This is a genomic window from Rhodococcus sp. ACPA4 (genome assembly GCF_002300185.1).
Taxonomy (GTDB): Bacteria; Actinomycetota; Actinomycetes; order Mycobacteriales; family Mycobacteriaceae; genus Rhodococcus_F; species Rhodococcus_F globerula.
Map to the genome: position 1 here is coordinate 4,080,779 of NZ_NSDY01000001.1, position 25,204 is coordinate 4,105,982.

The following is a 25,204-nucleotide window of genomic DNA, read 5'->3' on the forward strand; positions in this document are numbered from 1 at the left end:
CCTCCCGTCTGGCGCCCGAAGTTGACCTCAAGCGCACTTGAGACTCTACCTTCATCGACATGCATTCCCCTACTGATGTCTCCGCCGGCACGTGGCGTCAATTACTGAGCGGGCGGCATCTCGGGACCGCTACCGTCCTGGCGGGCGGAGTGGCGCTGTATGCCACGAACGTCTATCTCACGACCAGCTTGCTTCCGACGGCGATCGACGACATCGGCGGGCAACGGTATTACGCCTGGACTGCAACAGTTTTCCTTATTGCCTCAGTCATCTCCTCGATGCTGGTCACCCGAATCCTCGGCGCGAAAGGGCCTAGAGGCGCGTATCTGATTGCGCTTGCGCTCTTCGCGTTCGGCACGATCGTCTGTGCGCTCAGTCCGTCGATGGAAATGCTTCTGGTCGGGCGTGCTGTTCAAGGAGCAGGCGGCGGACTGCTGGCGGGTCTCGGTTATGCCGTGATCAACGCCGCCCTACCCAAGCAGTTGTGGACGCGCGCATCGGCACTCGTATCAGCAATGTGGGGTGTCGGCACGTTCGCCGGGCCGGCCATCGGTGGAGTGTTCGCTCAATTCGGCGCTTGGCGCTGGGCATTCGGTGCCTTGGTGGTCGCGACAATCGCGGTTGCCGCGCTCGTCCCCAGCGCGCTGCCGGCACATACTGCAGGCAGCACCACCAGCAGTCCGGTTCCGATTCTCTCGCTGGCCCTGCTGACCGCAGCAGCGCTGTTGGTCAGCGTCGCGGGAATTCTGTCCAACCTTGCGGTGACCGCCACACTGGTTCTTGCGGCAGTGATACTCCTGATTGCTTTTGTCGCAGCAGACCGTCGCGCGAGCCATGGAGTACTCCCGCCGTCGACCTTCACCGCGTCGTCCCTCAAATGGGTGTACCTGACCATCGTCGCCTTGGCCCTGAGCTCGACGGTCGAAACGTTCATTCCGCTGTTCGGTCAGCTCCTCGCCGGTATGACACCGTTGGCCGCCGGTTTCCTCGGCGCCGCCCTCGCCCTCGGCTGGACCCTCGGCGAAATTCCGAGTGCCTCGGCAACGTCACCTCGCGCTGTCCGCACAATCGTTGTCGGCGGACCTGTTCTGGTCGCATTCGGGCTTGCTCTGACGGCCGCGTTCCTCACCGATCAGGCCGGCGCCGGCGCAATCGCAGCGTGGATCGTCGGACTGGTCATTGCCGGGGCGGGTATCGGCATCGCCTGGCCACACCTGGCTGTCGGTGCGATGAACTCGGTTTCGGAACCAGGCGAAGGAGCAAAAGCCGCCGCGGCGATCAATACCGTGCAATTGATCGCCAACGCGTTCGGCGCCGCTCTCGCCGGAGTTCTGGTGAATCTCGGCGCACCCTCGACTTTGCGTTCCGCACAATTACTCCTGATCACATTTGCCGTCGTAGCCTGTATCGGCGTGGCGATCGCAGCGCGCGCCTTCCCGTCGTCTCGAGGAGATCAACCGTGACCGAATCTCAGTCTGCACAGCCCGGAGACGGTTTCCCGAAAACCAGCGCGCCTGCAACGCGGGCTCTTCTTGCCGCCGGTTACACCGAGTTGTCGCAGCTCGCATCGGTATCCGAATCGGAATTGGCAAAGCTTCACGGAATGGGCCCAAAAGCCCTTCGCATTCTGGGTGAGGCACTCGCCGAACGAGGGTTGTCGTTCGGCGATTGAAGAAGTCTTCACACGACGCTGGCACGCACCTGATTTCCACCCTCACGTTTGGCTTGATACATAGCCGAATCGGCCACCCTGAACAGTGCGGAAACAATCTCGTCCACGGTTTCGTCCACTTCTCGGGGCGCCGTACGAATCGCGATTCCGATACTCGAACTGATTGCCGGTACGTCATTGTCACCACTCATGAATGTGGTGATCCGCGTCGACAGTTTTGCCACCGAATTGAAGGGCGCCCGCTCGAGCACTACAAATTCGTCACCGCCGACTCGAGCGATCAGAGCCGACTGCGACGTCCAGAGCCTGATGCGCAAACCGGTCCTGATGATTGTGTTGTCGCCGATATCGTGTCCGTGGAGATCATTGATCTCCTTGAATCGGTCGAGATCGATCACCACAACCAGAAGCGCATTGTGTTCGTCGATCTGCTCGCCCACGATGTCCGTCGCCCGACGTGAAAGCCCACGTCGATTGAGAAGCCCGGTCAGCGGATCGAATTCCGATGTTGTTGCATCCGAACTGAGCATCGCCAACATGATCTGTGAGACGACGGGAATCACATAGACGGTCGCGAGAGTGACACCTATTTTGGCAATTCCCAATCCTGGATCCGTGTTGTCACCAAACAGCAGCGGCCACCCCGCCATAATCGTGACCAGGGTGGCGAATACCAGGTGCCCGAGCTGCAACGTGGGGTTGTGGAAAAACGCGATGTAGCCACCGATCGAGGCAAAAACCACACAGCACAACAATCGTGCCAGCGGATCGACGTCCGAGAACGACGCCACCGCGATAGCAATATCGGAGCCGACAACAAAGGTGTAGGACCACAGCCGGGTTGGCGGAAACAGCCACCAAATGAGGGCAGCGATCAGGCAGGCTGCGACCACAATCAGGTTGACGGATCGCCAGAACGAACCTTGCGGTCCCACAGCACTCCACCTCATGAGGACGAGGATCAACCCCATCCCGAACGCAGTTCCGCCGACCAGGATTCGGCAAGCCGACACAAGACCACGGTCTTCGAGGTAACGCATGAAACTCTGATACTGATCGGGCAGACGCCACCACTGCGCGATCAGGTCGATCAACGCTTTCACGACGGAGCCTCGAACATACGAGGGCAAATCTCTCGCTTCCCCCAGGGTGGCCCACACTTGCCCGATTTCCCCGAAAATTCGGCCATAGCGTGCAGCATAGCCATAACGGACGGTCCGACCAACACGCTACGCTTGCAATATCGCCTGGTCAGGCAACTATCCAGCTACGGACCGTCCCGAATCAGACAATAGATCAGTCACCGCATCAAACCGTTAGGAGATTCTCAGGGCAATGACTAATTTGCATTCGGGTGACAATGAATCCGGAACTCGCATCCCGCACTCCTTCTGGTTGGATGAACACCGGAAGTCGACGCACCTAAGGGGTAGCAACAGTGGTTTCAGATCCCATCTCGGGCCTGCAGATGGAACTCGCCGATATGTGGCAGCGCGGGCGCGCTCGCGCCCGTAAGTACGCGCGGGCCATCCACCCCAAACTCGATCCGGCGCTCTACTCCGTCCTGGTTCTTCTGAACCGTTCGAATGCGGTTCCGATGTCGGATCTCATTGCTGCGCTCGATATCGAGAAGTCGACATTGACCAGACAAATCGATTCGGCCGAGCGCCTCGGACTGGTACAGCGGATCCCCGATCCCGATGACGCCCGGGCAAAGTTGGTTGCCCTGACACCCGAGGCCCGGGAACGTGTGACCACCGTCCAGAATCGTCAGGCCGACGAGTGGCGCGCACGATTGGCGACGTGGGATCCCGAGGACGTCATCGCGCTGACGTCGCTTCTGCATCGACTGGGCAGCATGGAAAACTAATCGCAAAACCGTTGCGTTCTACAACCAACTTAGCCTAATGTTGCATGTGTCAACTAACTAAGTGGGGTCGCCGTGGTCACGCATGAAGAAGTCGGATCGATCCGCCTGCAGGAGGCCCCCGCCGCTCCGATGTCGCACCGGCAGAAGATCGAGGCGCTTGTCGGACTTCTCCTCGGAATGTTCGTGGCCTTCCTATCCTCGACCATTGTCTCGAATGCCCTGCCGACCATCATCACCGAACTACACGGAACCCAAGATCAGTACACCTGGGTCGTGACGGCAACTCTTCTGGCTTCCACAGCCACAACGCCCATCTGGGGCAAATTCTCGGATCTCGTGAGCAAAAAACTGCTGGTTCAACTCTCCATCCTGATCTTCACCATCGGATCCATCCTGGCCGGACTCGCACAATCCGTCGGCATATTGATCGCCTTCCGAGTAGTGCAGGGCCTGGGACTCGGTGGCTTGCAGGCACTGGTCATCATCGTGATCGCAGCCATGTTCAGTCCTCGCGAACGTGGCCGATACCAAGGTCCGATCGCAGCCGTCATGTCGATTGCCACCATCGCCGGTCCACTCATCGGCGGCGTCATCGTAGATACCAGTTGGCTAGGGTGGCGCTGGACCTTCTTCGTCTGCGTCCCGTTGGCAGTGATCGCACTGATAGTCGTACAGCGCACCCTCAATCTTCCTGTAGTACGCAGAAAGGTCAAGATCGACTACGCCGGTGCGACTCTCATCGCCGGCGGCGTAAGCACACTCCTCATCTGGGTGACTTTGGCGGGCAAGAACTTCGAGTGGTCCTCCGGTATGTCGTTCTTCCTGTGCGGTCTCGGAATCGTGCTTATCGCCGCGGCAGTCTGGGTCGAGAGCGTGGTGGAGGAACCCATCATTCCCCTGCGGCTTTTCCGTGACCGCACCACCTCGCTCGCTACCTTCGCCAGCATCACCGTCGGTGTTGCCATCTTCGGCGGCGCGGTATTCCTCGGACAGTACTTTCAGATCGCACGCGGTTACTCACCCACTGTCGCAGGGCTTCTGACACTTCCGATGGTGATCGGATCCACCCTGTCGTCCAGTATCTCCGGCTCACTCATCACCAAGTTCGGTCGATGGAAGATCTTCCTCGTTGCCGGCGCGAGCACGATGACACTCGGATTCTTCCTGCTCGCCACCATCGACCACGCCACCTCAGTCGTCTGGATCGGCGTGTTTTTGTTCATCGCAGGCACCGGCATGGGCATGGTGATGCAAAATCTTGTTCTCGCAGTGCAGAATACGGTCGATGCGAGCGATCTCGGAGCGGCCAGTTCAACCATCACATTCTTCCGCTCGCTCGGCGGGGCAGCCGGAGTCTCGATCCTCGGCGCCGTTCTGTCGACACACGTGGCACATCTGACTGCTCAGGGCTTGAGCGCAATCGGCGTCGACGCAACGGGAGGCGCCGGGCTGTCCAATCTCAATGAACTGCCCGACGCCCTTGCCGACGTCGTCCGCATCGCGTACGGCGACGCCACCGCACGCCTGTTTCTGATTGCCGGAATTCTGGGGCTGCTCAGCCTTGTTGCCGTCGCCTTCATCAAGGAACGTGCTCTGCGCACCCAGAGCGGTGACGAGCAACTGCTGGCCGAAGCAGAGTTGATCAAGTCGCAGCAATAACGCCGGCGACAAGCATTCTGCCTGCCACCGCAACCCTGAAGTCGATCATCGCCCGCTCGACATGGTTGGCGCTCGACACCACGACAACGCCGGTTGCTCCGCGGTCGGCCAAGATCTGCGAGGTGAACTGCGCGTTCTGCACTGTCGAACCCGATCGGCCTTCCTCGGTTATGCGGCCCGGGTGAACGCCATTGGCCACCAGCCAATCCCGCATAGCCCTGGCTTCGGTGACACCCGACTTGGGCGCACCGCCGCTGGTGATGATCGGTGCGGCTGGATACCTCTGCGCGAGGTACAAGGCAGCTTGCAGACGGTCGACCAACATATCTCGCATGGTGCCGTCGTCGAATAGCCCAGCGCCGAGCACAACGATGTTGGTTCCGACCGGATTCAGATCGAGGAGAAGCGGCGACCGCCTGGTCAACGTCTCTGCGCCCGTGCAGAACACGATCAATTCACGAATGGTGGTTTGACACCCACCAACTGTGGACAGAACGCCGTTGACCAGGGTAACGGGCGTGACATCAGCGCTGGCTGTTGCCGGCGAGAGTCCTACTCCTGCTACCGCAACCAACGAGGCTGCAACAATTCCTCTCAACACCGATTTACGCACAGTGACCATCAAATTGGACCCCCTGAAATGTCGGATGTCCGGTCACGGTAACGAGAATTTTGTCTTATTTACCCGTTTTGGCAGGATTGTTATTCAGGAAAGATCCTGGATCAACCGTCAGTTCCAGTCGATCTTGACCGCCGAGAGCATCGAACGGAGCAGGTCCGGCAGCTGCGCGATCATGCCCTGACCCGCAATCCGTTGAGATACCGGGGCGGCCAACGTCTCGCGCCACAGGACCGGTTGATCGTTCATGAGATCGCGGTAGACGGGAAGCAATTGGTTGGTGATGTATATCCAGCGCCCGTCTCGATCCGCCCAGTTGAAGTCCGGCAACGGAGTCGCGATTCTTGCTGCGCCAACCTGGAACTCGAGCGAATCGGACTCACGCGGTGGGATTACACCCGGCATCGACGGCGACGCGGCAAACGTGGTCAAGTACGTCAGAGCCCGACCGACGCTTCCGCGATAGTTCTTTGCCTCGTCCCATTGATCGCCGACGGATTGGTACTGCTCACGCCGAAGCAGTCGCACATTACCGTCGAACACCGCTTCCGGATTACCGGATGCAATGTTGCGCCAGGCAATTCGCGCATTTTCGTCGAGCAGGCCGGCCCGGTCCAGTTCGCCTATCCCGTCCGCCCCGTTGTGTATCCACGCCATATGCATGGGGATCAGGTCCGAGAAGATGTGTTTGCTCATGGCAATTACCTTGCCCTGGAACCACATCACATCCTCAGGTCGAATTTCGTGCCCCACCTGGAGCAACGCCTGGAGGTCTTCGGGCGCTGCCATCGATTGCGCGATGGGTGTGCCGACACGGTCGAGTTCGCGCCACACCACGGCCATAGCGTCGCTGATCGCTCGGATGTTCAGCACGACCCGCCCGAAATCCACGTCGAGTAGTCCCGCTGCAAAAGCCGGACCAACCATCCCACCCATTCCAGCCCACTGTAATTCACTGTGCTCGAGTTGGAGGCGCTCGTAGAACGCAAAGGTATTGGTCAGGTTGCCGAGATTTGCGTGAACACCGTCGAACGGAGTCCAGGAGGCAAGGTCGATTCCCGCGGATTCCGTTCCGACTGCAAGCCAATACTGCTTCAGCAATACCTGATACCGCCGCGGATCCACCCCTGCCGATCTGGCCTCGTCGAGCAGGACACGAAGTTTCGCGGAATCGGAGGGCAGAGTCGGATGAAGCCCACCTGCGGCTTCGGCATCGGCGTTGACCGCGGTGAGATCGAGGTACCGATCCACCTCGCGCGCCGAAGCAGTTGTTCCTACCGCCATCGCGCTGCCAAGTGCAACCGAGCCCACCATAACAGTGCGGGCAAAATCTCTGCGCGTCAAAGACTTTCGGATCATCTACTTACTCTCTGCTTCATCGAATTCCGCAGCCAGCCAGGCGACGTCCTGCATCCCGAGCTGATCGGTAACCGTCTTGTACAGGTTGGTGACATAGTCGAGAGGCCCACACTGCGAAGGAATCAGATCGACGTCACCACCGTCGGCACGATACGTGTCCGCCAATTCCTGTGCCTCACTGAAGGGCACGAGAAAATCGTCTTCACAGGACGAGATAAGCAACTTCGACTTCGGTGCCTGCTTGCCCAAGGTGTTGTCCTCGTAGGCGGCCGCCAGCGCCGGAATGGTTCGGGGTGCTGGGTTGGTCAACAGAACATCGAACGGAACGAACGGAAGCGCCAAATACAGTGCTTGACAAGATGTCCGAAAAGCCGCAGCAACGTCGCGGCCGACCGGAGTGAAGTGATCGTCCAGCTTGATCTCCGGATACCCGGCATCAAATCCGAGGACGGACGAGAAGACAAACCCGGAACCGATGCCGCCGGCTGCAGTTGCCTCGAACGTTGCCGGATCGATCATCATCGCCTGGATCGCACTGGCCGTCACGTTCAGCTCTGGCGCGTAGGTATGGGCCTGCTCCGCCGCAAAGCCCGCCGCGACACCGCCACCGGCAACTCCGTAGATGCCAACCGGTGTATCGGATGCCAATCCGGCCTCGGGAAGCGCCAGCGCTGCTCGTACACCGTCGAGGGTGGCCTTGCCCGAGAACTGACCGACGGAGAACGGGTGCGGCGAGGTATCCCCGTCGTTTCCGACATCGCTCATCATGACGGCCCAACCGCGTCCGAACATCTCCGCAACGGGTCCGAGTGCCGAGAACATGGCCGGGTCGCTCTGATTTCCACCGGTCCACTGGTGACTGGGAGCGCAGTTGGCCCCGAGGCTGTCGTTCGCCTCGGCATAACCGATGATCTTGCGGTCAGCGGGAGCGGTGCCGTCCTCGGGAATCATCAGGATTCCGGTGCTGATCACCCGACGTCCGAAATGATCGGTTGTCGTGTACATGAGCTGGTAGGCGCTGACAGCGTCCGGTCGCACCTGATAGACCTGCACGCTCACTGGGCGGGCTTTGAGTAGGAGTCCCGGCGCTGTGTCGCCGCTGAGTTCTGGTTCGTCGAACCACGGATCATCCGACGAGAGTCCCAGTGGAGTGAACTCCCCCGAGATCTCACCACCCTGGAGAGCTCGCACAACCAGCGGATTGAACACCTCGGACAGGTCGACGGCTTCCTGCGCCCCGGCCGGTGACCCCGCCGCGATCAGGGCAGCTGCCAGGACAGATGCAGCGCCGACGCACACTGCTCGTCGTCGTGACGTCGAGTTCACCATCGCCCATGCTTCCTTACTTCCGAGTAATATTGTCCGTTACATAACCATTGACCGGCACGAACCGACAAGTCGCACTGCGTTCCCCTGCCCAATTGCACAATCACGCCTAGGCTGACGACACCTATCCGGCACGTCTGGCTTGGGAGGTTTTACGAGTGAGTGTTCCGACCCGCGTACCGCACGCCGGTGCCGATTCAACACGGTCACGCCTACGCCCGTCGAACGTCACGTGCAAGATTCTGATGGCAGTGACGGGGCTGATCTTTGCGGCATTCGTGGTCGTCCACATGATCGGCAATCTGAAGGTGTACACCGGCGCCGAACACTTCGACGACTATGCACACTGGCTACGAACCGTCTTCGAACCGTTCCTTCCCTACGAAGGAATGCTCTGGATTCTCCGCATCGTTCTACTGGTCTCGCTGATCGCCCATGTGTGGTGCGCGTGGCTTCTCACCCTTCGCGCGCGCAGAGCCCGAGGACCGTTCCGCCGCAAGGGGTTAGGACTTTCGTCGTTCACCGCCCGGACAATGCCGGTGACCGGAGCAGTTCTCCTGCTGTTCATCGTCTTTCACATCCTCGACCTCACAACCGGCACCCGCCCGATCGGCAGCACCGAATACGAAGCGGCCACCCGATCGCAGAGTTACGCCTACGACAATCTCGTTGCCAGCTTCGAACGCCCCGCTGTCGCTGCCTTCTACATCCTCGCGATGGCCCTGCTCGCTATGCATCTGGCCCACGGATTATGGAGTGCCGTCAATGATCTCGGTGTGACCGGTCAGCGGTTCCGCCAAGTTGCGGTCGCGCTCGCCGGCATCATCGCACTGGTTGTCATGGTGGGAAACATGTCGATCCCCATCGCCGTTCTCACCGGACTCGTCTCGAAAACAGGAGCGTGATCAGATGAGCAGCTTCGACGCCGACGACCTGCGAACCATCGGTACCCCGATTGACGGTAATGTCCCGCCGGGAGATCCGTCGAGGGCCTGGCCGAACCGCAAACTCGACTACAAACTCGTCAGCCCACTCAATCGCCGCAAGTTCACGGTCATCGTTGTCGGTACCGGACTCGCCGGCGCGGCCTGTGCCGCATCGCTCGGCGAATTGGGTTATCACGTCGAGTCGTTCACGTTCCACGATGCACCGAGACGCGCACATAGCGTCGCCGCTCAAGGCGGCATCAACGCAGCCCGCGCCCGCAAGGTCGACAACGACAGCCTCGATCGATTTGTCAAGGACACCGTGAAGGGCGGCGACTTCCGTGGACGCGAGGCGGACTGCTTCCGGCTAGCCGAGGAATCCGTGCGGGTGATCGACCATATGAATGCCATCGGCGCTCCGTTTGCACGCGAATACGGCGGCACGTTGGCCACCCGATCGTTTGGTGGCGTCCAGGTTTCGCGCACGTACTACACGCGTGGGCAGACGGGCCAGCAGTTGCAGATAGCGTCGTCGCAGGCACTGCAACGACAAATCGCTGCCGGCACCGTAAACCTGCATACCCGCACCGAGATGCTCGATCTCATCGTCGCAGACGGACGCGCCCAGGGCATTGTGACTCGCGACCTCGTGACCGGCGAAATCAGGTCCACCACAGGACATGCGGTTGTCCTGGCGTCGGGCGGCTACGGCACGGTCTTCCACAAATCGACTCTTGCCAAGAACTCCAACGCCACTGCCGCGTGGCGAGCGCACCGGCGCGGCGCATTGATGGCGTCTCCGTCCTTCATTCAGTTCCACCCCACCGCACTTCCCGTCAATTCCGAGTGGCAGTCCAAGACCATCCTGATGAGCGAGTCGCTCCGCAACGACGGCCGCATCTGGGTACCAGCACAACCGGGAGACAGTCGCGAACCCGGAGACATCCCCGATAGCGAGCGCGACTACTACCTCGAACGCAAGTACCCCGCCTTCGGCAATCTCTCACCCCGCGATGTTTCCTCGCGCGCCGCCCGTGAGCAGATCGATACCGGTCATGGCGTCGGCCCACTGAAAAACAGTGTGTACCTGGATTTTCGAGATGCGCTCGCGCGATTGGGTCGAAAGACCATCGAAGAGCGGTACGGAAACCTCTTCTCGATGTATCGCGATGCCACCAGTGAGGATCCCTATACAGTGCCGATGCGTATTGCACCGGGCGCGCATTTCACCATGGGTGGCCTCTGGAACGACTACGACCAGATGACGTCGATCCCAGGCCTGTTCGTCGGCGGCGAAGCCGGCTGGGGGTACCACGGAGCAAACAGGCTCGGCGCCAATTCCCTGCTCTCCGCCTGCGTCGACGGGTGGTTCACCCTTCCCTATGCAATTCCGAACTACCTTGCACCCCTGCTCGGCACTCCCGAACTCAGCCTCGACGACGAGGCGGTGGTGTCGACGATCAACGACGTTCGAGGACGAGTCGAACTCCTGTTGTCTGTAGGTGGCAAGCACGGCCCCGACAGATTCCATCGCCGACTCGGCGAGATCCTGTATGCGGGTTGCGGAGTCACCCGTTCGGCAGAAGGGTTGACAAAGGCCATTACGGAGATCCGGGAACTGCGCGGCGAATTCTGGTCGGACCTGCGGGTTGTGGGAACCGGAAACCAGTTCAACCAGGAACTCGAACGGGCTGGGCGGGTCGCTGATTTTCTCGAACTCGCCGAACTGATGTGCGTCGACGCGCTCGACCGGGACGAATCATGCGGAGCACATTTTCGTGCCGAGCACCAGACGTCGGATGGTGAAGCACTACGCGACGACGATCGCTGGTGCTTTGTCTCGGCCTGGGAAACCGCCAAGGACGGTCGGCACATCCGTCACGACGAACCGTTGTCCTTCACCGCTGTTCCACTGCAAACGAGGAACTACGCATGAAAATCACTGTGGACGTGTGGCGCCAGAATGGACCTGAATCTTCCGGCGCCTTCGATACTTATCAGGTTGACGACGCGAGCGTCGAGATGTCGCTGCTCGAACTTCTCGATCGACTCAATGATCAACTCGTCGAAGAGGGCAAGAGCCCCATCGCGTTCGATTCCGATTGCCGCGAAGGTATTTGCGGTTCGTGCGGTATCACCGTCAACAACACCCCGCACGGGCCGGTGGCCAACACGCCGACGTGCCGCCAGCATCTTCGTAGTTTCTCGGACGGTGATCGAATTGTTTTGGAGCCGTTCCGTTCTGCGGCGTTTCCGGTGGTACGGGATCTGGTGGTCGACCGGTCGGCTATGGATCGCGTTCTCGAGGCCGGTGGCTATGTTTCCGTCAACGCCGGCACGGCACCTGACGCCGACAGTCAACCGCTCTCCCATCAGAATGCCGAAGCCGCGCTGGACTTTGCGGCCTGCATCGGATGCGGCGCCTGTGTTGCCGCGTGCCCCAACGGAGCGGCCCATCTGTTCACGGGTTCCAAACTCACCCATCTGTCGCTGGTAACGCAGGGTCGCAACGAAAGAGGCAAGCGCGCCCGCGCGATGTCCGATCAGATGGAAGCCGACTTCGGGCCGTGCTCGACCTACGGCGAATGCGCAAAGGTGTGTCCAGCCGAGATCCCGTTGACGGCAATCGCCGCCGTCAACAAGGAATCCATGCGGTTCAGCTTGCGCCGCAAGGACAACTGATCACCAGGCACCGATCACCTTCATCCACGCGCCACCGATGATCGTCCAGATGAGGATGAGCACAACGCTCATGACAAACCCGATTCGGAACCACTCGGAGGTCTTGATGTACCCGGAGCCGTAGACAACTCCGGCGGGTCCGGACGCGTAGTGCGAGATACCGCCGAACAGGCTGCCGATGAATCCGAACACCAAGGCCGAGAACAGTGGTGGAGCGCCCGTGGCAACCGCTGCGCCGAGGAACACGGCGTACATCGCGACGATCTGCGCCGTGTTGGAAGCAAACAGGTAGTGCGCGTAGAAGTAGACCAGTGTGAGAATCGCGAATGCCCAGATCCACGGCAGCCCGTCGACACTGGACGAGACCTGCCCGCCGATCCACGCGATCACGCCCAACTCTTCGAGATGACCTGCCATACCCACCAATACAGCGAAGAAGACCAGCGTCTGCCATGCGCCTTTATCCGTCACCAGGTTGTTCCAGCTGAGCACCTTCGTGACAAGGAGGATCGCGATGCCGACAAACGCCGTGGTGGTGGCGTTGACGTTGAGTTGTGTACCCAGGCACCAGAGCACAAGCAGCAGAATGAACGTTGCGGCCATGATCTTCTCGTCGCGGCTCACGGGACCGGCCTTGCGTAGCTCGTCCCTGGCCTGCTCCGGAGCTTGGGGGGTTTTCAGCATGGTCGGCGGGAAGATCTTGGACATCACCCACGGGATCGCGATCAAGCTGGCAATTCCCGGCACCGAAGCCGCCAATGCCCATTTACCCCAAGATATCTCGATACCTAGCTTGGCGGCCGCGTCGACGGCTACCGGATTACCGGCCATGGCGGTGATGAACATGGCCGAGGTGACCACGTTGACCTGAAGTGAGGTGAGCAGCAGATACGCGCCGAGCTTCTTTCGGGATTCCTCCGGTTCCGGATTGGAATCCTCGAGTTTGCTCAGCGAGACGATGATCGGATACACCACGCCGCCCGCTCTCGCGGTATTCGACGGTGTTGCCGGTGCAAGAATCAGATCGGTCAGCGCCATCCCGTAAGACAGTCCAAGACTTGACTTTCCGAGTTTCGTGACGAACATCAACGCGATCCGTTTGCCCAGACCGGTGACCAGAAAACCTTCGGCAATGAAGAACGAGGCCACAATCAGCCAGATCGTGGTGTTACTGAAGCCGGCCAGCGCCTCCGAAGGCGTCTCCGTCTGTGTGATCATCGCAATCGACAAGCCGACGAGGGCAACTGATCCGGTGGGCAGCGGTTGCAGGATCAACGCGACGATCGTGCCGACGAAGATGCCGAGCATCTGCATACCTTTGGGATCGACACCATCCGGCACAGGCAGGAAGAAGATGATCAAACCGAGGATCACGGGCACCGCAGCGGGGTAGTACCGCTTCATCATCGACGGCTCGGGTTCAACTACAACATCGGTGTGCTCGGATTTGGCCTCGGACATTTGCATCTCCTCGACTTGTCGCCTGACGGTGATTGTCCCCCACTTGCCCGAATTTCGTGCGGTCAATCGCCACAACACCTCTCGACATGTCCCGGCGCGCAGGCAATTATCGAAGTTACCTATTGTCGACGACCGGGAGACCGCATGCGCTCACAACGAATCACGACCAACCTCAAAGTTCCCGATGTAGAGACGGCAAAGAGTTTCTACGCCGACTTCCTCGGCCTGAGCACCGAGGAGTTCAACATGGGTTGGGTGGCACGCTTCGCGTCTCCCGACTCCGATGCGCATGTACAACTCGTCACGCATGATGCGACCTCCCCTGAGGACTCGGTCATCTCCGTCCACACCGACGACGTCGACGGCGCGTACGACGAAGCCCGGAAACTCGGATACGAGATCGTGCACCCACTGACAACCGAAGTGTGGGGTGTGCGCCGGTTCCTGGTCCGGGCCCCGGACGGCAACGTGGTCAACATCGTGGCTCATCGGGACTGACACCGGGACCGTTCGACGTTTTAGGTCATTTGACCTAGAGTTGGCTGCATGACCGACACACTGCGCCACGACCCAGACGGCGCCATCCTCGTAGCTGGTGGATACGGAACCGTCGGCAGCGCGCTGACCGCCCTGCTTGCACCTGACTTTTTGCTACTCCTGACCGGACGTACCCCCGAGAAGGGCGCCGAGTTGGCCCGCCGGCACGGAGCTTCGGTCCGCCGCTGGGACCTCACCGATCCGACGCCTTTCGACGCCTCGGCACGTGCGGTCGTGTCGACCGTCAACGATCCACACGATCGTGTGTTGACTGCCGCGGTCCAAGCGGGAATACCGTACGTGGACATCACCCGCTGGACTACGAGGGTAGCCCGCGCAGCCACGTTGGCAAGCCAGATGTCGCCCACCGCACCGGTTTACCTGTCGTCCGGCTGGATGGGCGGTGTCACCAACATCGTTGCCGCCGCGCTCGCGGAAGAGCTCGGCGGCGCCGAGCTGATCGACGTCTCGATTCGCTACGACGTCAACGACATTGCCGGCCTCGACTCCGTCGAGTTCATGGACCGTCTCGGTCAGGACTTCGAGGTTATGCAGAACGGAAACCCGATCACCGTCAGCCCATTGACGGATACCCGCTGGGTGGATTTCCCGGGATCGCGCACCAAAGTCGGAAGGATCGACACTCCCGAGCAATTCACGTTTCCCATGACCCTGAACGTCGACACTGCAAGCACTCGAATCGGTTTCAGCTCGAATGCTTCCACGACAGCACTGCTTGCCGCCAAGAAGGTCGGTCTGTTTCGGTGGGGACGCGGAGAACGCTTCACCTCGCTACGACGCGGCTTGCTGTACTCACCCGGCACAGGCGGTAGCGCTCAGGTACGAGTCGACGTCACCGGTGCCAACGGTGCTACAAGCGCAACAATTGTCGATCCGCAAGGCCAGGCGCATCTCACAGCAGTAGGCGGTGCACTCGCAGTGCGGCACGTCCTGAGCGACGACGCACGTCCCGGAGTTGCTTTCCCCGAATCAGTTCCGAATCCGGGCCACGCTATCTCCGAGCTGGAGAATCTCGGCGTGGCAGTATTGCGGACATGACCCCGACCAAGGGCGCCATTCGCGCGGCAGCACTACTCGACGCTGCAGAACAGGTACTGACGACGCAGGGCAACGCAAACGCGGCCATGCGAGATTTTGCCGCCGCGGCCGGTGTGCGGGTGGGGCACCTGCAGCACTACTACCCCACCCGTGCCGACCTGATCCGCGCCGTCATGGCGCGCGCGTTGACCCGTTCGCTCGACCGGCTGGCCGCCGTGACGGACACACAGCAGACCGTGTCCCGCGAGGAATCCGAGCAGTTCGTCAGAATCCTGCTCGGCGAACAGGACGATCCTGCCACTGTTCGGCTGTACGTCGAGGTGTGGGCGTTATCCGCCGCCGACGAAGAAGTCTCCGTTGTGGTCCGAGATTTCTACGCGCAGTACATCGCGCACGTGGAGCGGGTTGTCGTGTGCACACAACCAGATCTTGATGCGGCGGGGCGAACAGCAACGGCGCAGACGATTGTCAGCCTGCTCGAAGGTTCTGCGGTTCTCCGCTCGGGAATCGCGGGCCGCAAGTCCGAGGATTCGGACCGGGCACTGGTGAGCACGCTGCAGTACCTGATTCACGGGTCCTGACGCGGACGTATCGTAAAGCCCATGAGCGTTGCAGACGAATGGGGTCGAATCACCACCTGGTGCCGCACACACGCACCGGTGACGGCTGCCGCGTTTCAACCAGGACTCAGCGACAGCATCATCGACGAGTTCGAGGCGTCGACCGGTGTTTCCTGGCCCCAGGATCTGCGTGACCTCTATCGAGTCCAGAACGGCAGCCTGACTCACGACGACAGGACCGGACTCTTTCTCGGAAGCGTTCTTCCCGACAAGTTCTTGTACCCCATCGACGTCGCGACGGAGGTTCGTCTCACGCTGCTCGAAACGTGGGACGAGACGATCTACGAGAATCCCGACCTCTATCCCGCAGACGAGATGGATCGACGCGATCGGGACGATGCAGGTACTGCTGCAAACATGTTCATTCCGACGTTCATTCCCTTTGCCGGACTGGACGAGTACCACTTTTTCGTTGACACCCGAGGCGGGGCCCTGCACCATTGCGTCACCGAATACGCGTCGGACGGGACCGACAACGGCGGACCGATCTGGGCGTCTGTCTCGGTCATGCTGGCGGCCCACGCCACCGCACTCGAGACGGGCGACACCATCGGAGTGTGGAAACCCGTTGTGAGCAAGGGAGTTCTGGAATGGGAAGTTGACGCATGACGCCAGCGGGCGGTCCGACGCGTCGTACGCTCGCCGACGGTCGACACATCTTCTACTTCGACGACGCGGGCACCACCCACACGCGGACCGCCCGCGATCTACGCGAACTACCCTCCGCCACAAACGAGTCGCAGATGCGCTACGACGTACTGACCGGCGAGTGGATCACGATGGCGTCGCATCGTATGACGCGAACGCACCTGCCCACTGCAGCCGAGTGCCCTCTCTGCCCTACCACTCGAGCCGGCGCGCCCACCGAGATACCCGAGGCGAACTACGACGTCGCAGTGTTCGAGAACCGGTTTCCCAGTTTTGCGCCCGCGCAAGACGAATTATTGTCCGCCAACCGCTTCGGGCCCGATGACCGGCGCGCAGTCGGCCACTGCGAGGTGATGTGCTTCTCGAGCGATCACACCGCGTCGGTGGGCGAACTACCTGCCGAACGCCTGCGCACTATCGTCGGCGCGTGGATCTCGCGAACGGAGGAGTTGTCGGCGGATCCGTCGGTGGAGCAGGTGTTCTGCTTCGAGAACCGCGGAGAAGAGATCGGTGTGACTCTCAGTCATCCCCACGGACAGATCTACGCCTACCCCTACGTCACACCGCGAACCCAGGCAATGCTGGTTCAGGCGGACAAGCACTTTCAGAGCACCGGACGCTCACTCCTCGCGGACGTCCTGGCCTTCGAACGACAAGACGGCGCCCGGGTGGTGTACTCCGGGAAGCATTGGAGTGCCTACGTCCCGGCCGCCGCGCGCTGGCCCATCGAGATTCATCTGGCACCGCACCGCGATGTTCCCGACCTCCCGTCACTGAATACCGAAGAGCGCGAAGAGCTTGCGTATGTGTATCAGGACCTACTCCGGCGTATCGACAGCTTCTACCCGGGAATCGACCGCGTGCCGTACATAGCGGCGTGGCATCAGGCCCCGATCCGTATCGATCGGCACCTCGGGCGGTTGCACCTGCAGTTGTTCTCGATCCTGCGGGCACCCGGCAAGCTCAAGTATCTCGCCGGGTCCGAATCGGCGATGGGCGCCTGGATCAGCGACACGGTGCCGGAGGCAGTTGCGACCCGCCTACGTGAGCTCGCCTGATGAGTTCCGTATCGAAAGATTCTGTACTCCATCAGTTCCACAACGCGTACGGATATCAGGCAACCGGCGTGTGGTCGGCGCCGGGCCGCGTCAATCTGATCGGCGAGCACACCGATTACAACAGCGGGTTATGTCTGCCCGTCGCTCTCGAGCAGCGGACGCTGGTAGCAGTTGCCCTGCGCGACGACCAGACAGTTCGCATACACAGCAGGCAGTCCGACGAGACATATGTGGGAGCCGTCGGCGAGATCGGAGCAGGCTGGGCGGCTTATCCCACAGCAGTCCTGTGGTCACTCGCCCGCGAAGGCATGACCGTTGCCGGCCTCGATCTGGTCATCGACTCGTCGGTTCCGGTAGGGGCAGGTCTGTCCAGTTCAGCGGCCCTGACCTGTTCAGTTGCACTGGCGGTCAATGATCTTCAGGGCGCAAGCCTTACCAGGGATCAGCTGGTGCAGGTGTGTATTCGAGCGGAGAACGACGGCGTCGGCGCACCGACCGGCGGCATGGATCAAACCATCGCGATGTTCGCCAAGCCGTCGACCGCCCTGTTACTCGACTGCCAGGACGGATCTATCGAACACATTCCCTTCGACCTCCGCGATGCCGGATTCGAACTCTTGGTCATCGACACGCGCGTGAAACACTCACTTGCGGACGGACAGTACGGGCTGCGCCGCACCCAATGCACAGATGCAGCAGCGGTTCTCGGCATCACCAGTCTACGAGAAGCCACCGCGGAGCAGGCTGAATCCCTGAGCGATCCGATACTCCGGGCGCGGGCACGGCATGTGGTTACAGAAATCAACCGAACGTTGTCGGCCGCAGAACTTCTGCGCATCAGAAGATTCGGCGACATGGGTTCACTGCTGAACAGCTCCCACGCTTCGCTGCGCGATGACTTCGAAGTCTCGTGCAATGAACTCGACGTCGCGGTCACCGCTGCCCGACTCGGCGGCGCTGTGGCTGCCCGGATGACCGGCGGCGGATTCGGCGGATCAGCCATCGCACTGATGCCGGCGGGGAAGTCCGCCGCTGTCACCGCATCCATCTGCGAGGCCTTTACAGCGCGAACCTGGCAACCGCCCCGTTTTCTTCACGTCGCCCCGGGCGGTTCGGCCACCCGCCTTTGAGCTCGAGATCCCCCTCACATAAATAGTCATCTCAGATGCGAATTATGTAGATTCAGGTCATGCAACTGACGCAGTTCACCGACCTGGGATTGCGCGTCGTCATGCGGCTGGCCGTACTCGACGCCGACGCCTCCCCCAGTACGCGGGTAATTGCCGAGCAGCTCAACGTGTCGTACGCCCACGCAACCAAAGTGGTCACACGACTCGGTGAACTGGGCATAGTCAACACCAAACGCGGGCGCGGTGGCGGGCTCTCCATCACCGAGCTGGGTCGGACCGCCACCATCGGCTGGCTCGCCAGACGCCTCGAAGGGCCCGGGGAGGTTGTGGACTGCGAAGGCGACAAACCGTGCCCTCTGCGCGGCGGATGCCTCCTGCGGAGTGCACTCCACGACGCGCAAGAGGCATTTTTTGCCTCACTCGACGGAGTCACGATCGAAGACGTGACGCGCCAACCGTCCAAAAATGTTCTGCTTCGCCTCACCACTCGGAGCGACGAAGCAGGCTGAACAACCGAATTTCGACCGAACGGAGCATCTCATGCTTTCCAGTGCGTCAACCGAGGTCATTCGCGCCACCCTCCCCGTGGTCGGCGCCGCCATCGGAGATATCACAACGCTGTTCTACCGCAATATGTTCGAGGCCAAGCCCGAACTCGAACGTGATTTGTTCAACCGTGGTAATCAAAAGCAAGGCGAACAGCAGAAAGCCCTCGCCGGAGCGATCGCCGCCTTCGCGACACTCCAGCTCGAACCCGACAGCGCCAAGGTCGATCTGATCCTTTCGCGTATCGCTCACAAGCATGCGTCGCTGGGAATCACCCCGGACCAGTACGCAATTGTGCACGAGCACCTGTTTGCCGCAATCGTCGAAATACTCGGTGACGCAGTCACTCCCGATGTCGCGAAGGCGTGGGATGAGGTCTACTGGCTGATGGCGGAAACGTTGATCACCATGGAACGTGGGCTCTATCAACTCGCCGGCGTCGAACCCGGAGACGTCTGGCGGACGGTGCGAATCACCGAACGCGTATTGCAGTCTGCCGATACCGTGTCACTGACACTCACGTCACTCGACGGCAGCATTCTCCCCACATTCGCTCCCGGACAGTATCTTTCAGTCGGGGTAGCCCTGCCCGACGGCGCTCGGCAAATCCGGCAATACAGCCTCTGTTCCGTGCCGAGTAGTGCCGACTGGCGCATCAGCGTGAAGAGGATTTCGGGCACGCCCGACGGCGAAGTATCGAACTTCCTCTACAACAACGCTTTCGAAGATTCCGAACTGTCGGTAACCACGCCGTTCGGCGATCTGATGATGCCGGAGGACGATTCGCCGCTCCTGCTCGCGTCTGCCGGAATCGGATGCACGCCGATGATCGGCATGCTCAATCATCTCGTAGATACCGGCGCTCAGCGCTCGGTGTCGGTAATTCACGCGGATCGCTCCATCGCTGATCACGCTCACCGAGCTGAACTCAGCGAGCTGGTCGGCAAGATCCCGGCCGCAACACTGCACCGCTGGTACGAAGACCTCGGTTCGTTAGCACCCCTCGGCGCTGTTCACGAAGGACGTGCCGATCTGCGTGAGATCGAACTCGAGCCGAACACACAGGCATTCCTCTGCGGCCCGATGCCGTTCATGCTGTCCATGCGCGAATCGTTGATAGCACGCGATGTTCCGGCGCAGAATATCCACTACGAGGTCTTCGGGCCGGACAGCTGGGCAAATATCTGAAGTGACGGCCGGCTAGCCCACCACCGGAAGCTGCAGCGGGCCTGAGGCGTCGGCAAAGATCGTCACCGGCATCCCGGCCAGACCGCCCCGGAAGCTGATGTCTCCCCCTGTGATCGCAAGTCGCACAGCATGACCGGGTTCGAAACGATGGACAATCGCGGGCATGGTCACCGGCACCGGTTGCGACGGATCACTGATCCTGATCGGCGCGATCAAACCGTTGATCAACGTCGAGGTTCCGTCGGGCGCCACGTCGTACACCTTGGCGAACACCACCGGTTGGCCGGGCGCCGCGACCCGCAACGTGACAGTCGGCGAACCGACAACGTCCATTGTGTCGGTCATCGGAGCCGAGGTCCACAAGGCCTCGGTTCCGGGGATCTGCACATTCGGAATATTGCCTGCCGGAGAGATATTGAGCGGTTCGATGCCAGTCGGAAGACCCGCTGGAGCGGTGACTACGGTGTTCGCTCCGGGTACCGGCGGTACACCGCCTGGCAGCAGTGCGCCATCCGCGGAGAGATGGAAGTCCCGGTTGCTGCCGACATTCACGGTATTCGACGTCGCATAGGCCGGCGCAGCATTTCCCTCGTAGTCGATCCAATTACGGAAGTAAGCAAATTCCGGCCCGGTTTCGGTGTTCTCCTCCCGAAGATAGTGGTCGAACCAGTCGAGGAATCGGCCTGTTTCGTACTGAGTTTCGGCGTCCGGAGCACTGAAGCTGAATTCGCCTGGCGCAGCAGCCAAGTGACTGTGCCCCCACGAATGCCAGATCATCTTCACATCCACACCACGGCTTTTCAGCGCTTCATAGGTGGCCGTCGCCTCGTTCAAATCGAACAGAGTGTCCTGCTGCCCCTGCGCGAGCAACACCGGGATCTTGATCTGATCAATGTAGGACGCGACCGACGACGCCCGCAGATCCGCGACTATCTTCGGACCCACTTCACCTGTAACCACCGCCTGCGCAATGGCATTGCACATGTACGACACGTAGTTCGGGCAACCCTCGAGCCGCGCGGGATCGGCGACATACCCGTCGACACCAGGATTCGTGACTCCCAATCCGAACAGCAACGACGCGAACAGCACCTTGGACGCACCGGGTTCCACCGTCGATACGCCGGTGACGATGCCAGTACTGTTGGGCGCCAACGAATACGACAGATCGTTCCACGTGATCATCGGGATGATCGTGTCGATGCGCGGATCGACACTGGCAGCGGCAAACTGAATACCGCCACCGTACGATCCGCCCGACATACCGACGCGAGGATCGTTGATCGACGGCGCTCCGTTGTGGTCCACCGAGTCTCGAACCACCACGTCTAGAGCCGGAAATGGTTGCGTCAGAACAGGATCAGTGAAAGCAATTCCTTCGCTGCCGCCAAGGAAGCTGACCAACTGTGACGCGGCGATGCCGTCGTATGCGGGAGCATCGAGGGTGATCTTGCAGGTGGTTCCGCCGAAGCCGAGGCCTGAATACGTAAGACCCACGTACCCGTTCTCGGCAAGAAATTGCACCATCGGTATCTGGTCTTTGTACGATCCGCCAAAACCATTGGTGGTCAGGATCGCCGGCGCCCGATTTCCGGCACTGACGCCGTCAGGGATGGTCAGCTCGCCGACAACCGTGCACTGCGTTGCCCGATCGGGGTCGACCTGAACCGAAAAGTACAGAAGCTGCGACGAATACGTACTGTTTGCGAGCGCGGGCGGCGCGAAGCCGAAGGCGCAAACCACTAACGTGACGATACTGATTACCAGTCTCCGGCGCACCCGCATACCGTACACCCGGAACTGTTTCCGGGCCGGTTATTTACGGCAAAACTCATCCCTCCCAACAGAGCGAAAGTACCTTTCGGCGCATTGAAGGCGACCAAGATACCTTTCGCTCGGAAGGGGGCTGATCACTTCCTCTCAATCCTCCACGGTCAAGGTCCCGTGCATGTCCGAGAAGTAGGTGCAGTGGAACGCGTAGGACCCTGGTTCCTCGGGCGCTGTGAGACGTGCGACTTCGTTCTCGTTGACAATGACGTCGAACAACCCTGGTGTATCAGACGTAACGGAATGCTCGTCATCAGTGTTGTTGCGGACCGTGACAGTTTGACCCGGCATCACGGGGGCCGGTGTGGAGTATTCGAAGCCGTTGATCACAATTTCCGCTGCCTGTGCGTTTGCAGCGGTCACTCCCATCTCGGCAGAGTGATTGCCGTGGGAATCGGTGCTGGTGTCACCACACCCGATCAAGGCAAATGTCGACAGGAACAGCGCCGCGATTGCGGCGACGATCCTTCTCATGGGTACCGCCTCCTGGTCGAATCCCCCCGTCATCCCCCAATGCGATGATTACCCCTGGGCACAGGCACCAAACGGCGAGGAGATCATTGGTGACATTCGACGTACTCGCATTGGTTGCTTTCGCCGGGCTACTCGGGCCGCTGCTGGCGGCACGCGAAGGCTGGCATATCCCGGTAGTCGTAGGCGAGTTGGCGGCAGGTGTCATTCTCGGGGTCACCGGATTCGGATTGCTCGATGCGACTGACCACACTTTCACGTTCATGGCCGATATCGGTTTTGCGTTGACGATGTTGGTGGCAGGCTCGCACGTCCCCGTTCGCGATCCTGCGGTTCGGTCGGCGATGGGTAAGGGCGCGGTCCGCGCAGTGATGGTCGGGGTTCTGGCCGCTGTCGCCGGGTACGCGGTGGCATCGGTTTTCGATACCGGTCACGCCTTTCTGTACGCGGTGCTCATAGCGTCTTCGTCTGCAGCACTTATTCTTCCGATCGTAGATTCACTCGCACTTGGTGGAACATCCGTTCTGCAGATGACGGCACAGATCGCCATCGCCGACACGGCATGCATCGTGGCGGTGCCGCTCGTAATCGATCCCGGTAACGCGGTGCGTGCGGGGCTCGGTGCATTCGCCGTCATCGCCGCTGCGGTCGTGCTCTATTTCGGGCTCCGGTCATTCCACCGTTCCGGAGCATGGCGGCGGCTCCACAAGTTCTCGGAGAAGCGTAAGTTCGCCCTCGAACTGCGGATCAATCTGGTGATCCTGTTCTCTCTGGCGGCGCTGGCAACAACCACTCACGTCTCCGTCATGCTCGCGGGCTTTGCTTTCGGTTTGGTCCTTGCGGCGATCGGTGAGCCCCGGCGCCTGGCGAAACAGCTCTTCGCCGTCACGGATGGCTTTTTTGCGCCGCTGTTCTTCGTGTGGCTCGGCGCTTCCATCAATCTTCGGGACCTCGTCAGCAATCCGTCGTCCATCTGGCTCGGTGTGTCTTTAGGCATGGCAACGCTCGTAGTGCATGCCGTGGTTCGGGTAATGGGTTTACCTCTTCCGCTCGGCATATTGTCTGCTGCGCAGCTCGGTGTTCCCGTTGCCGCGGTAACAGTTGGCTCGCAGCTCGGCGTGCTCGGCGACGGTGAGCCTGCAGCAATTCTGCTTGGCGCGATGATCACCGTCGGTGCCGCGACATTGGCCGGTGCAAGTGCGGCACGGTCGGGTCGATTACTGGCAGGGAAACGGTAAAACCTTCATCGCTGCGACCTATTTTCGGTTCTCACGAAAACATGCACAAAGTCAGTTCCCCGAAGTATTCATGCACTTGATCCCCGCGACTCTCCGAACAAATCAACCTGGTGATTGTTAGTTTTTCTTCGCTGGAATTCAATGCCAAAATAGGTGTCATGCGCACCCCTGTCCATCTTCCAACAGGGGGTAACTCATGGAATTTGCTCAATGAGTGGTACCACGAGGAGCACGACTACGAATGGATGAAACGCCAGCGCTCCAGCCGCGCGATTCAGCCTCTCTGTCGCGCCTTGCTCGGCATCATGTCGATGATCTTCGGTCTTACCGCGCTCGTTAAACTCGTCGGGCCCGACGCGCCGCCGACAACACTCGGGAAATACCTGGGGGCGATCGTGGTCGTCAGTTGTTTTGTCATCGCGGGACTTTGGTTCACTCGCCCCTTCCCCGGACGGCGTGGACTTATCGCCTTTGCAATTTTTGCCGACATCGGTCTGGCTGGGGCGGTTCTCATGGTGACTGATCGCGATTCAGCGACTTTCGGGTGTATCGCCTTTGCCGTGAGCGGTACTTACGCGACATTGTTCGTCAGCGCTAAATGGCTTCTGGGACACGTAGCCTGGGCTACCGGCGTCAGCATCATCGTTTTTGTTCTTGCTTTCGGTGCGGGAACAGTCGACCACGGCACACTCCTTGCCCGCGCATTGGTCCTATTTGCCGCAGTAACCCTTCTCCCGATCTTCTCGCATCTGACGTGGCGCATGATGTATCGAGATGCCCGCGAATCGGACCACGACCCCCTGACCGGTCTATTCAACCGTCGTGGACTCGACGCTGCGGTTACGGTTCTGTTCGATCAGGCCCGCGATGATGCGTGGTGTCTTGCATTCATCGTGGTCGACATCGACAAGTTCAAGTTGGTCAACGATGTACACGGGCACCCCGCAGGCGATCGGGTAATCCAGAGAACAGCCAACCGACTCAGCGCTCACCTCGGTCAACGGGCCGTAGTCGGTCGAGTCGGCGGTGAAGAGTACCTCGCAGTCATAGCGGGGCCACCCGAGATGATCATTACGTTGACCGAAGGCATTGTTCCGGCACTCTCCGATTACCCGGACCCGATACACACAACGGTGAGCGTCGGAGTGGCGATCATGCCAACCGAGTCAAAAGCATGGACGGGTGGATCGTCAGCAATCTCGGTTGCGTCGAACGTCGCCGATTCGATGATGTACCAGGCGAAGGCTGCCGGAGGAAACGGCGTCCGAACCACCAGTATCTGAGCTGAAACTGCACTGAGGGACTGAT

The 25,204-nt window shown here is 60.5% G+C and carries 24 protein-coding genes; 17 read left to right on the top strand and 7 right to left on the bottom strand.

Translation table 11 applies throughout. From position 1 onward, the window contains the following. The first annotated feature begins 59 nt into the window (after positions 1-59). Positions 60-1,463: an MFS transporter gene (locus CJ178_RS18665; protein ID WP_095887353.1), complete on the top strand. Its 1,404-nt coding sequence runs from the start codon at positions 60-62 to the stop codon at positions 1,461-1,463. Next, positions 1,460-1,672, top strand: coding sequence for a DNA-binding protein (locus CJ178_RS18670; RefSeq protein ID WP_033233649.1), 213 nt, complete (start codon positions 1,460-1,462; stop codon positions 1,670-1,672). Before CJ178_RS18665 ends, CJ178_RS18670 begins: the two co-directional genes overlap by 4 nt. Before the next feature lie 8 nt (positions 1,673-1,680). Here the strand turns inward: CJ178_RS18670 and CJ178_RS18675 are convergent, their stop codons facing one another. After that, positions 1,681-2,775 (bottom strand): GGDEF domain-containing protein, encoded by a 1,095-nt coding sequence (locus CJ178_RS18675; RefSeq protein ID WP_033233650.1) that lies wholly within the window; start codon positions 2,773-2,775, stop codon positions 1,681-1,683. Positions 2,776-3,110: 335 nt separating this feature from the next. On the opposite strand from CJ178_RS18675, the gene CJ178_RS18680 reads away from it, so the two are divergent. Together CJ178_RS18680 and CJ178_RS18685 are read left to right on the top strand one after the other, a co-directional pair. Then, entirely contained in the window at positions 3,111-3,542 is a 432-nt protein-coding gene (locus tag CJ178_RS18680; RefSeq protein ID WP_033233651.1) for a MarR family winged helix-turn-helix transcriptional regulator, read from the top strand. Between the two features lie 129 nt (positions 3,543-3,671). After that, complete coding sequence (locus CJ178_RS18685; protein WP_051730448.1) at positions 3,672-5,201, top strand: MFS transporter; 1,530 nt, start codon at positions 3,672-3,674, stop codon at positions 5,199-5,201. Here the strand turns inward: CJ178_RS18685 and CJ178_RS18690 are convergent. The 3 genes from CJ178_RS18690 to CJ178_RS18700 form a co-directional block, all read right to left on the bottom strand. Beyond that, entirely contained in the window at positions 5,185-5,823 is a 639-nt protein-coding gene (locus CJ178_RS18690; protein WP_033233652.1) for a YdcF family protein, read from the bottom strand. The two genes, CJ178_RS18685 and CJ178_RS18690, sit on opposite strands and share 17 nt — an antisense overlap. A gap of 108 nt (positions 5,824-5,931) precedes the next feature. After that, on the bottom strand, positions 5,932-7,179 hold the full coding sequence (locus tag CJ178_RS18695) for a hypothetical protein (protein ID WP_051730420.1): 1,248 nt from the start codon (positions 7,177-7,179) through the stop codon (positions 5,932-5,934). After that, positions 7,180-8,508 carry a lipase family protein gene (locus tag CJ178_RS18700; protein ID WP_033233654.1) on the bottom strand — a complete coding sequence of 443 codons (1,329 nt, stop codon included), beginning with the start codon at positions 8,506-8,508 and terminating at the stop codon, positions 7,180-7,182. A 155-nt stretch (positions 8,509-8,663) separates the two neighbouring features. On the opposite strand from CJ178_RS18700, the gene CJ178_RS18705 reads away from it, so the two are divergent. Genes CJ178_RS18705 through CJ178_RS18715 form a run of 3 tightly spaced genes read left to right on the top strand, consistent with a single transcriptional unit; the run spans position 8,664 to position 12,113 of the window. Beyond that, complete coding sequence (locus CJ178_RS18705) at positions 8,664-9,410, top strand: succinate dehydrogenase cytochrome b subunit (protein WP_095887354.1); 747 nt, start codon at positions 8,664-8,666, stop codon at positions 9,408-9,410. A 4-nt stretch (positions 9,411-9,414) separates the two neighbouring features. After that, positions 9,415-11,367, top strand: coding sequence for a fumarate reductase/succinate dehydrogenase flavoprotein subunit (locus CJ178_RS18710; RefSeq protein ID WP_095887355.1), 1,953 nt, complete (start codon positions 9,415-9,417; stop codon positions 11,365-11,367). After that, positions 11,364-12,113, top strand: coding sequence for a succinate dehydrogenase/fumarate reductase iron-sulfur subunit (locus tag CJ178_RS18715; RefSeq protein WP_033233657.1), 750 nt, complete (start codon positions 11,364-11,366; stop codon positions 12,111-12,113). The genes CJ178_RS18710 and CJ178_RS18715 overlap by 4 nt, the downstream gene beginning before the upstream one ends. Here CJ178_RS18715 and CJ178_RS18720 read toward each other — a convergent pair whose 3' ends face one another. Beyond that, entirely contained in the window at positions 12,114-13,574 is a 1,461-nt protein-coding gene (locus tag CJ178_RS18720) for an anion permease (protein ID WP_033233866.1), read from the bottom strand. 144 nt (positions 13,575-13,718) lie between these two features. On the opposite strand from CJ178_RS18720, the gene CJ178_RS18725 reads away from it, so the two are divergent. From CJ178_RS18725 to CJ178_RS18760, 8 genes are read left to right on the top strand one after another with little or no spacing between them, the layout of a single operon-like run. Further along, positions 13,719-14,072, top strand: a complete 354-nt coding sequence (locus tag CJ178_RS18725) for a VOC family protein (protein WP_033233658.1) — start codon at positions 13,719-13,721, stop codon at positions 14,070-14,072. 48 nt (positions 14,073-14,120) lie between these two features. Beyond that, positions 14,121-15,170 (top strand): saccharopine dehydrogenase family protein, encoded by a 1,050-nt coding sequence (locus CJ178_RS18730; RefSeq protein WP_033233659.1) that lies wholly within the window; start codon positions 14,121-14,123, stop codon positions 15,168-15,170. Continuing rightward, a complete protein-coding gene (locus CJ178_RS18735) occupies positions 15,167-15,751 on the top strand; it encodes a TetR/AcrR family transcriptional regulator (protein WP_033233660.1) in 585 nt (194 codons plus the stop codon). The genes CJ178_RS18730 and CJ178_RS18735 overlap by 4 nt, the downstream gene beginning before the upstream one ends. 21 nt (positions 15,752-15,772) lie before the next feature. Continuing rightward, a complete protein-coding gene (locus CJ178_RS18740; RefSeq protein WP_033233661.1) occupies positions 15,773-16,399 on the top strand; it encodes an SMI1/KNR4 family protein in 627 nt (208 codons plus the stop codon). Further along, positions 16,396-17,496, top strand: coding sequence for a galactose-1-phosphate uridylyltransferase (gene galT / locus CJ178_RS18745; protein WP_095887356.1), 1,101 nt, complete (start codon positions 16,396-16,398; stop codon positions 17,494-17,496). Before CJ178_RS18740 ends, galT begins: the two co-directional genes overlap by 4 nt. Beyond that, the gene (gene galK / locus CJ178_RS18750; protein ID WP_095887357.1) at positions 17,496-18,626 is read left to right on the top strand and encodes a galactokinase; all 1,131 of its coding nucleotides are present in this window, start codon (positions 17,496-17,498) and stop codon (positions 18,624-18,626) included. The genes galT and galK overlap by 1 nt, the downstream gene beginning before the upstream one ends. Positions 18,627-18,685: 59 nt before the next feature. Further along, complete coding sequence (locus CJ178_RS18755; protein WP_033233664.1) at positions 18,686-19,135, top strand: RrF2 family transcriptional regulator; 450 nt, start codon at positions 18,686-18,688, stop codon at positions 19,133-19,135. A gap of 31 nt (positions 19,136-19,166) precedes the next feature. Next, positions 19,167-20,360: a globin domain-containing protein gene (locus tag CJ178_RS18760; RefSeq protein WP_095888040.1), complete on the top strand. Its 1,194-nt coding sequence runs from the start codon at positions 19,167-19,169 to the stop codon at positions 20,358-20,360. Positions 20,361-20,372: 12 nt separating this feature from the next. Here the strand turns inward: CJ178_RS18760 and CJ178_RS18765 are convergent, their stop codons facing one another. Next, the gene (locus CJ178_RS18765) at positions 20,373-22,154 is read right to left on the bottom strand and encodes a CocE/NonD family hydrolase (RefSeq protein ID WP_095887358.1); all 1,782 of its coding nucleotides are present in this window, start codon (positions 22,152-22,154) and stop codon (positions 20,373-20,375) included. A gap of 126 nt (positions 22,155-22,280) precedes the next feature. Further along, positions 22,281-22,661, bottom strand: coding sequence for a cupredoxin domain-containing protein (locus CJ178_RS18770; RefSeq protein WP_033233666.1), 381 nt, complete (start codon positions 22,659-22,661; stop codon positions 22,281-22,283). An 89-nt stretch (positions 22,662-22,750) separates the two neighbouring features. On the opposite strand from CJ178_RS18770, the gene CJ178_RS18775 reads away from it, so the two are divergent. Further along, positions 22,751-23,896 carry a cation:proton antiporter gene (locus CJ178_RS18775; protein ID WP_095887359.1) on the top strand — a complete coding sequence of 382 codons (1,146 nt, stop codon included), beginning with the start codon at positions 22,751-22,753 and terminating at the stop codon, positions 23,894-23,896. A 158-nt stretch (positions 23,897-24,054) separates the two neighbouring features. After that, on the top strand, positions 24,055-25,179 hold the full coding sequence (locus tag CJ178_RS18780) for a GGDEF domain-containing protein (protein ID WP_051730449.1): 1,125 nt from the start codon (positions 24,055-24,057) through the stop codon (positions 25,177-25,179). The last annotated feature ends 25 nt before the right edge of the window (positions 25,180-25,204 follow it).

What these genes read in the sequence shown, in the direction of transcription:
- CJ178_RS18665 (WP_095887353.1), top strand. Translation starts at nt 60, where the DNA reads ATGCATTCCCCTACTGATGTCTCCGCCGGCACGTGGCGTCAATTACTG.
- CJ178_RS18685 (WP_051730448.1), top strand. Translation starts at nt 3,672, where the DNA reads ATGTCGCACCGGCAGAAGATCGAGGCGCTTGTCGGACTTCTCCTCGGA.
- CJ178_RS18690 (WP_033233652.1), bottom strand. Translation starts at nt 5,823, where the DNA reads ATGGTCACTGTGCGTAAATCGGTGTTGAGAGGAATTGTTGCAGCCTCG.
- CJ178_RS18695 (WP_051730420.1), bottom strand. Translation starts at nt 7,179, where the DNA reads ATGATCCGAAAGTCTTTGACGCGCAGAGATTTTGCCCGCACTGTTATG.
- CJ178_RS18700 (WP_033233654.1), bottom strand. Translation starts at nt 8,508, where the DNA reads ATGGTGAACTCGACGTCACGACGACGAGCAGTGTGCGTCGGCGCTGCA.
- CJ178_RS18710 (WP_095887355.1), top strand. Translation starts at nt 9,415, where the DNA reads ATGAGCAGCTTCGACGCCGACGACCTGCGAACCATCGGTACCCCGATT.
- CJ178_RS18715 (WP_033233657.1), top strand. Translation starts at nt 11,364, where the DNA reads ATGAAAATCACTGTGGACGTGTGGCGCCAGAATGGACCTGAATCTTCC.
- CJ178_RS18720 (WP_033233866.1), bottom strand. Translation starts at nt 13,574, where the DNA reads ATGTCCGAGGCCAAATCCGAGCACACCGATGTTGTAGTTGAACCCGAG.
- CJ178_RS18725 (WP_033233658.1), top strand. Translation starts at nt 13,719, where the DNA reads ATGCGCTCACAACGAATCACGACCAACCTCAAAGTTCCCGATGTAGAG.
- CJ178_RS18730 (WP_033233659.1), top strand. Translation starts at nt 14,121, where the DNA reads ATGACCGACACACTGCGCCACGACCCAGACGGCGCCATCCTCGTAGCT.
- CJ178_RS18735 (WP_033233660.1), top strand. Translation starts at nt 15,167, where the DNA reads ATGACCCCGACCAAGGGCGCCATTCGCGCGGCAGCACTACTCGACGCT.
- CJ178_RS18740 (WP_033233661.1), top strand. Translation starts at nt 15,773, where the DNA reads ATGAGCGTTGCAGACGAATGGGGTCGAATCACCACCTGGTGCCGCACA.
- galT (WP_095887356.1), top strand. Translation starts at nt 16,396, where the DNA reads ATGACGCCAGCGGGCGGTCCGACGCGTCGTACGCTCGCCGACGGTCGA.
- galK (WP_095887357.1), top strand. Translation starts at nt 17,496, where the DNA reads ATGAGTTCCGTATCGAAAGATTCTGTACTCCATCAGTTCCACAACGCG.
- CJ178_RS18755 (WP_033233664.1), top strand. Translation starts at nt 18,686, where the DNA reads ATGCAACTGACGCAGTTCACCGACCTGGGATTGCGCGTCGTCATGCGG.
- CJ178_RS18760 (WP_095888040.1), top strand. Translation starts at nt 19,167, where the DNA reads ATGCTTTCCAGTGCGTCAACCGAGGTCATTCGCGCCACCCTCCCCGTG.
- CJ178_RS18770 (WP_033233666.1), bottom strand. Translation starts at nt 22,661, where the DNA reads ATGAGAAGGATCGTCGCCGCAATCGCGGCGCTGTTCCTGTCGACATTT.
- CJ178_RS18780 (WP_051730449.1), top strand. Translation starts at nt 24,055, where the DNA reads ATGCGCACCCCTGTCCATCTTCCAACAGGGGGTAACTCATGGAATTTG.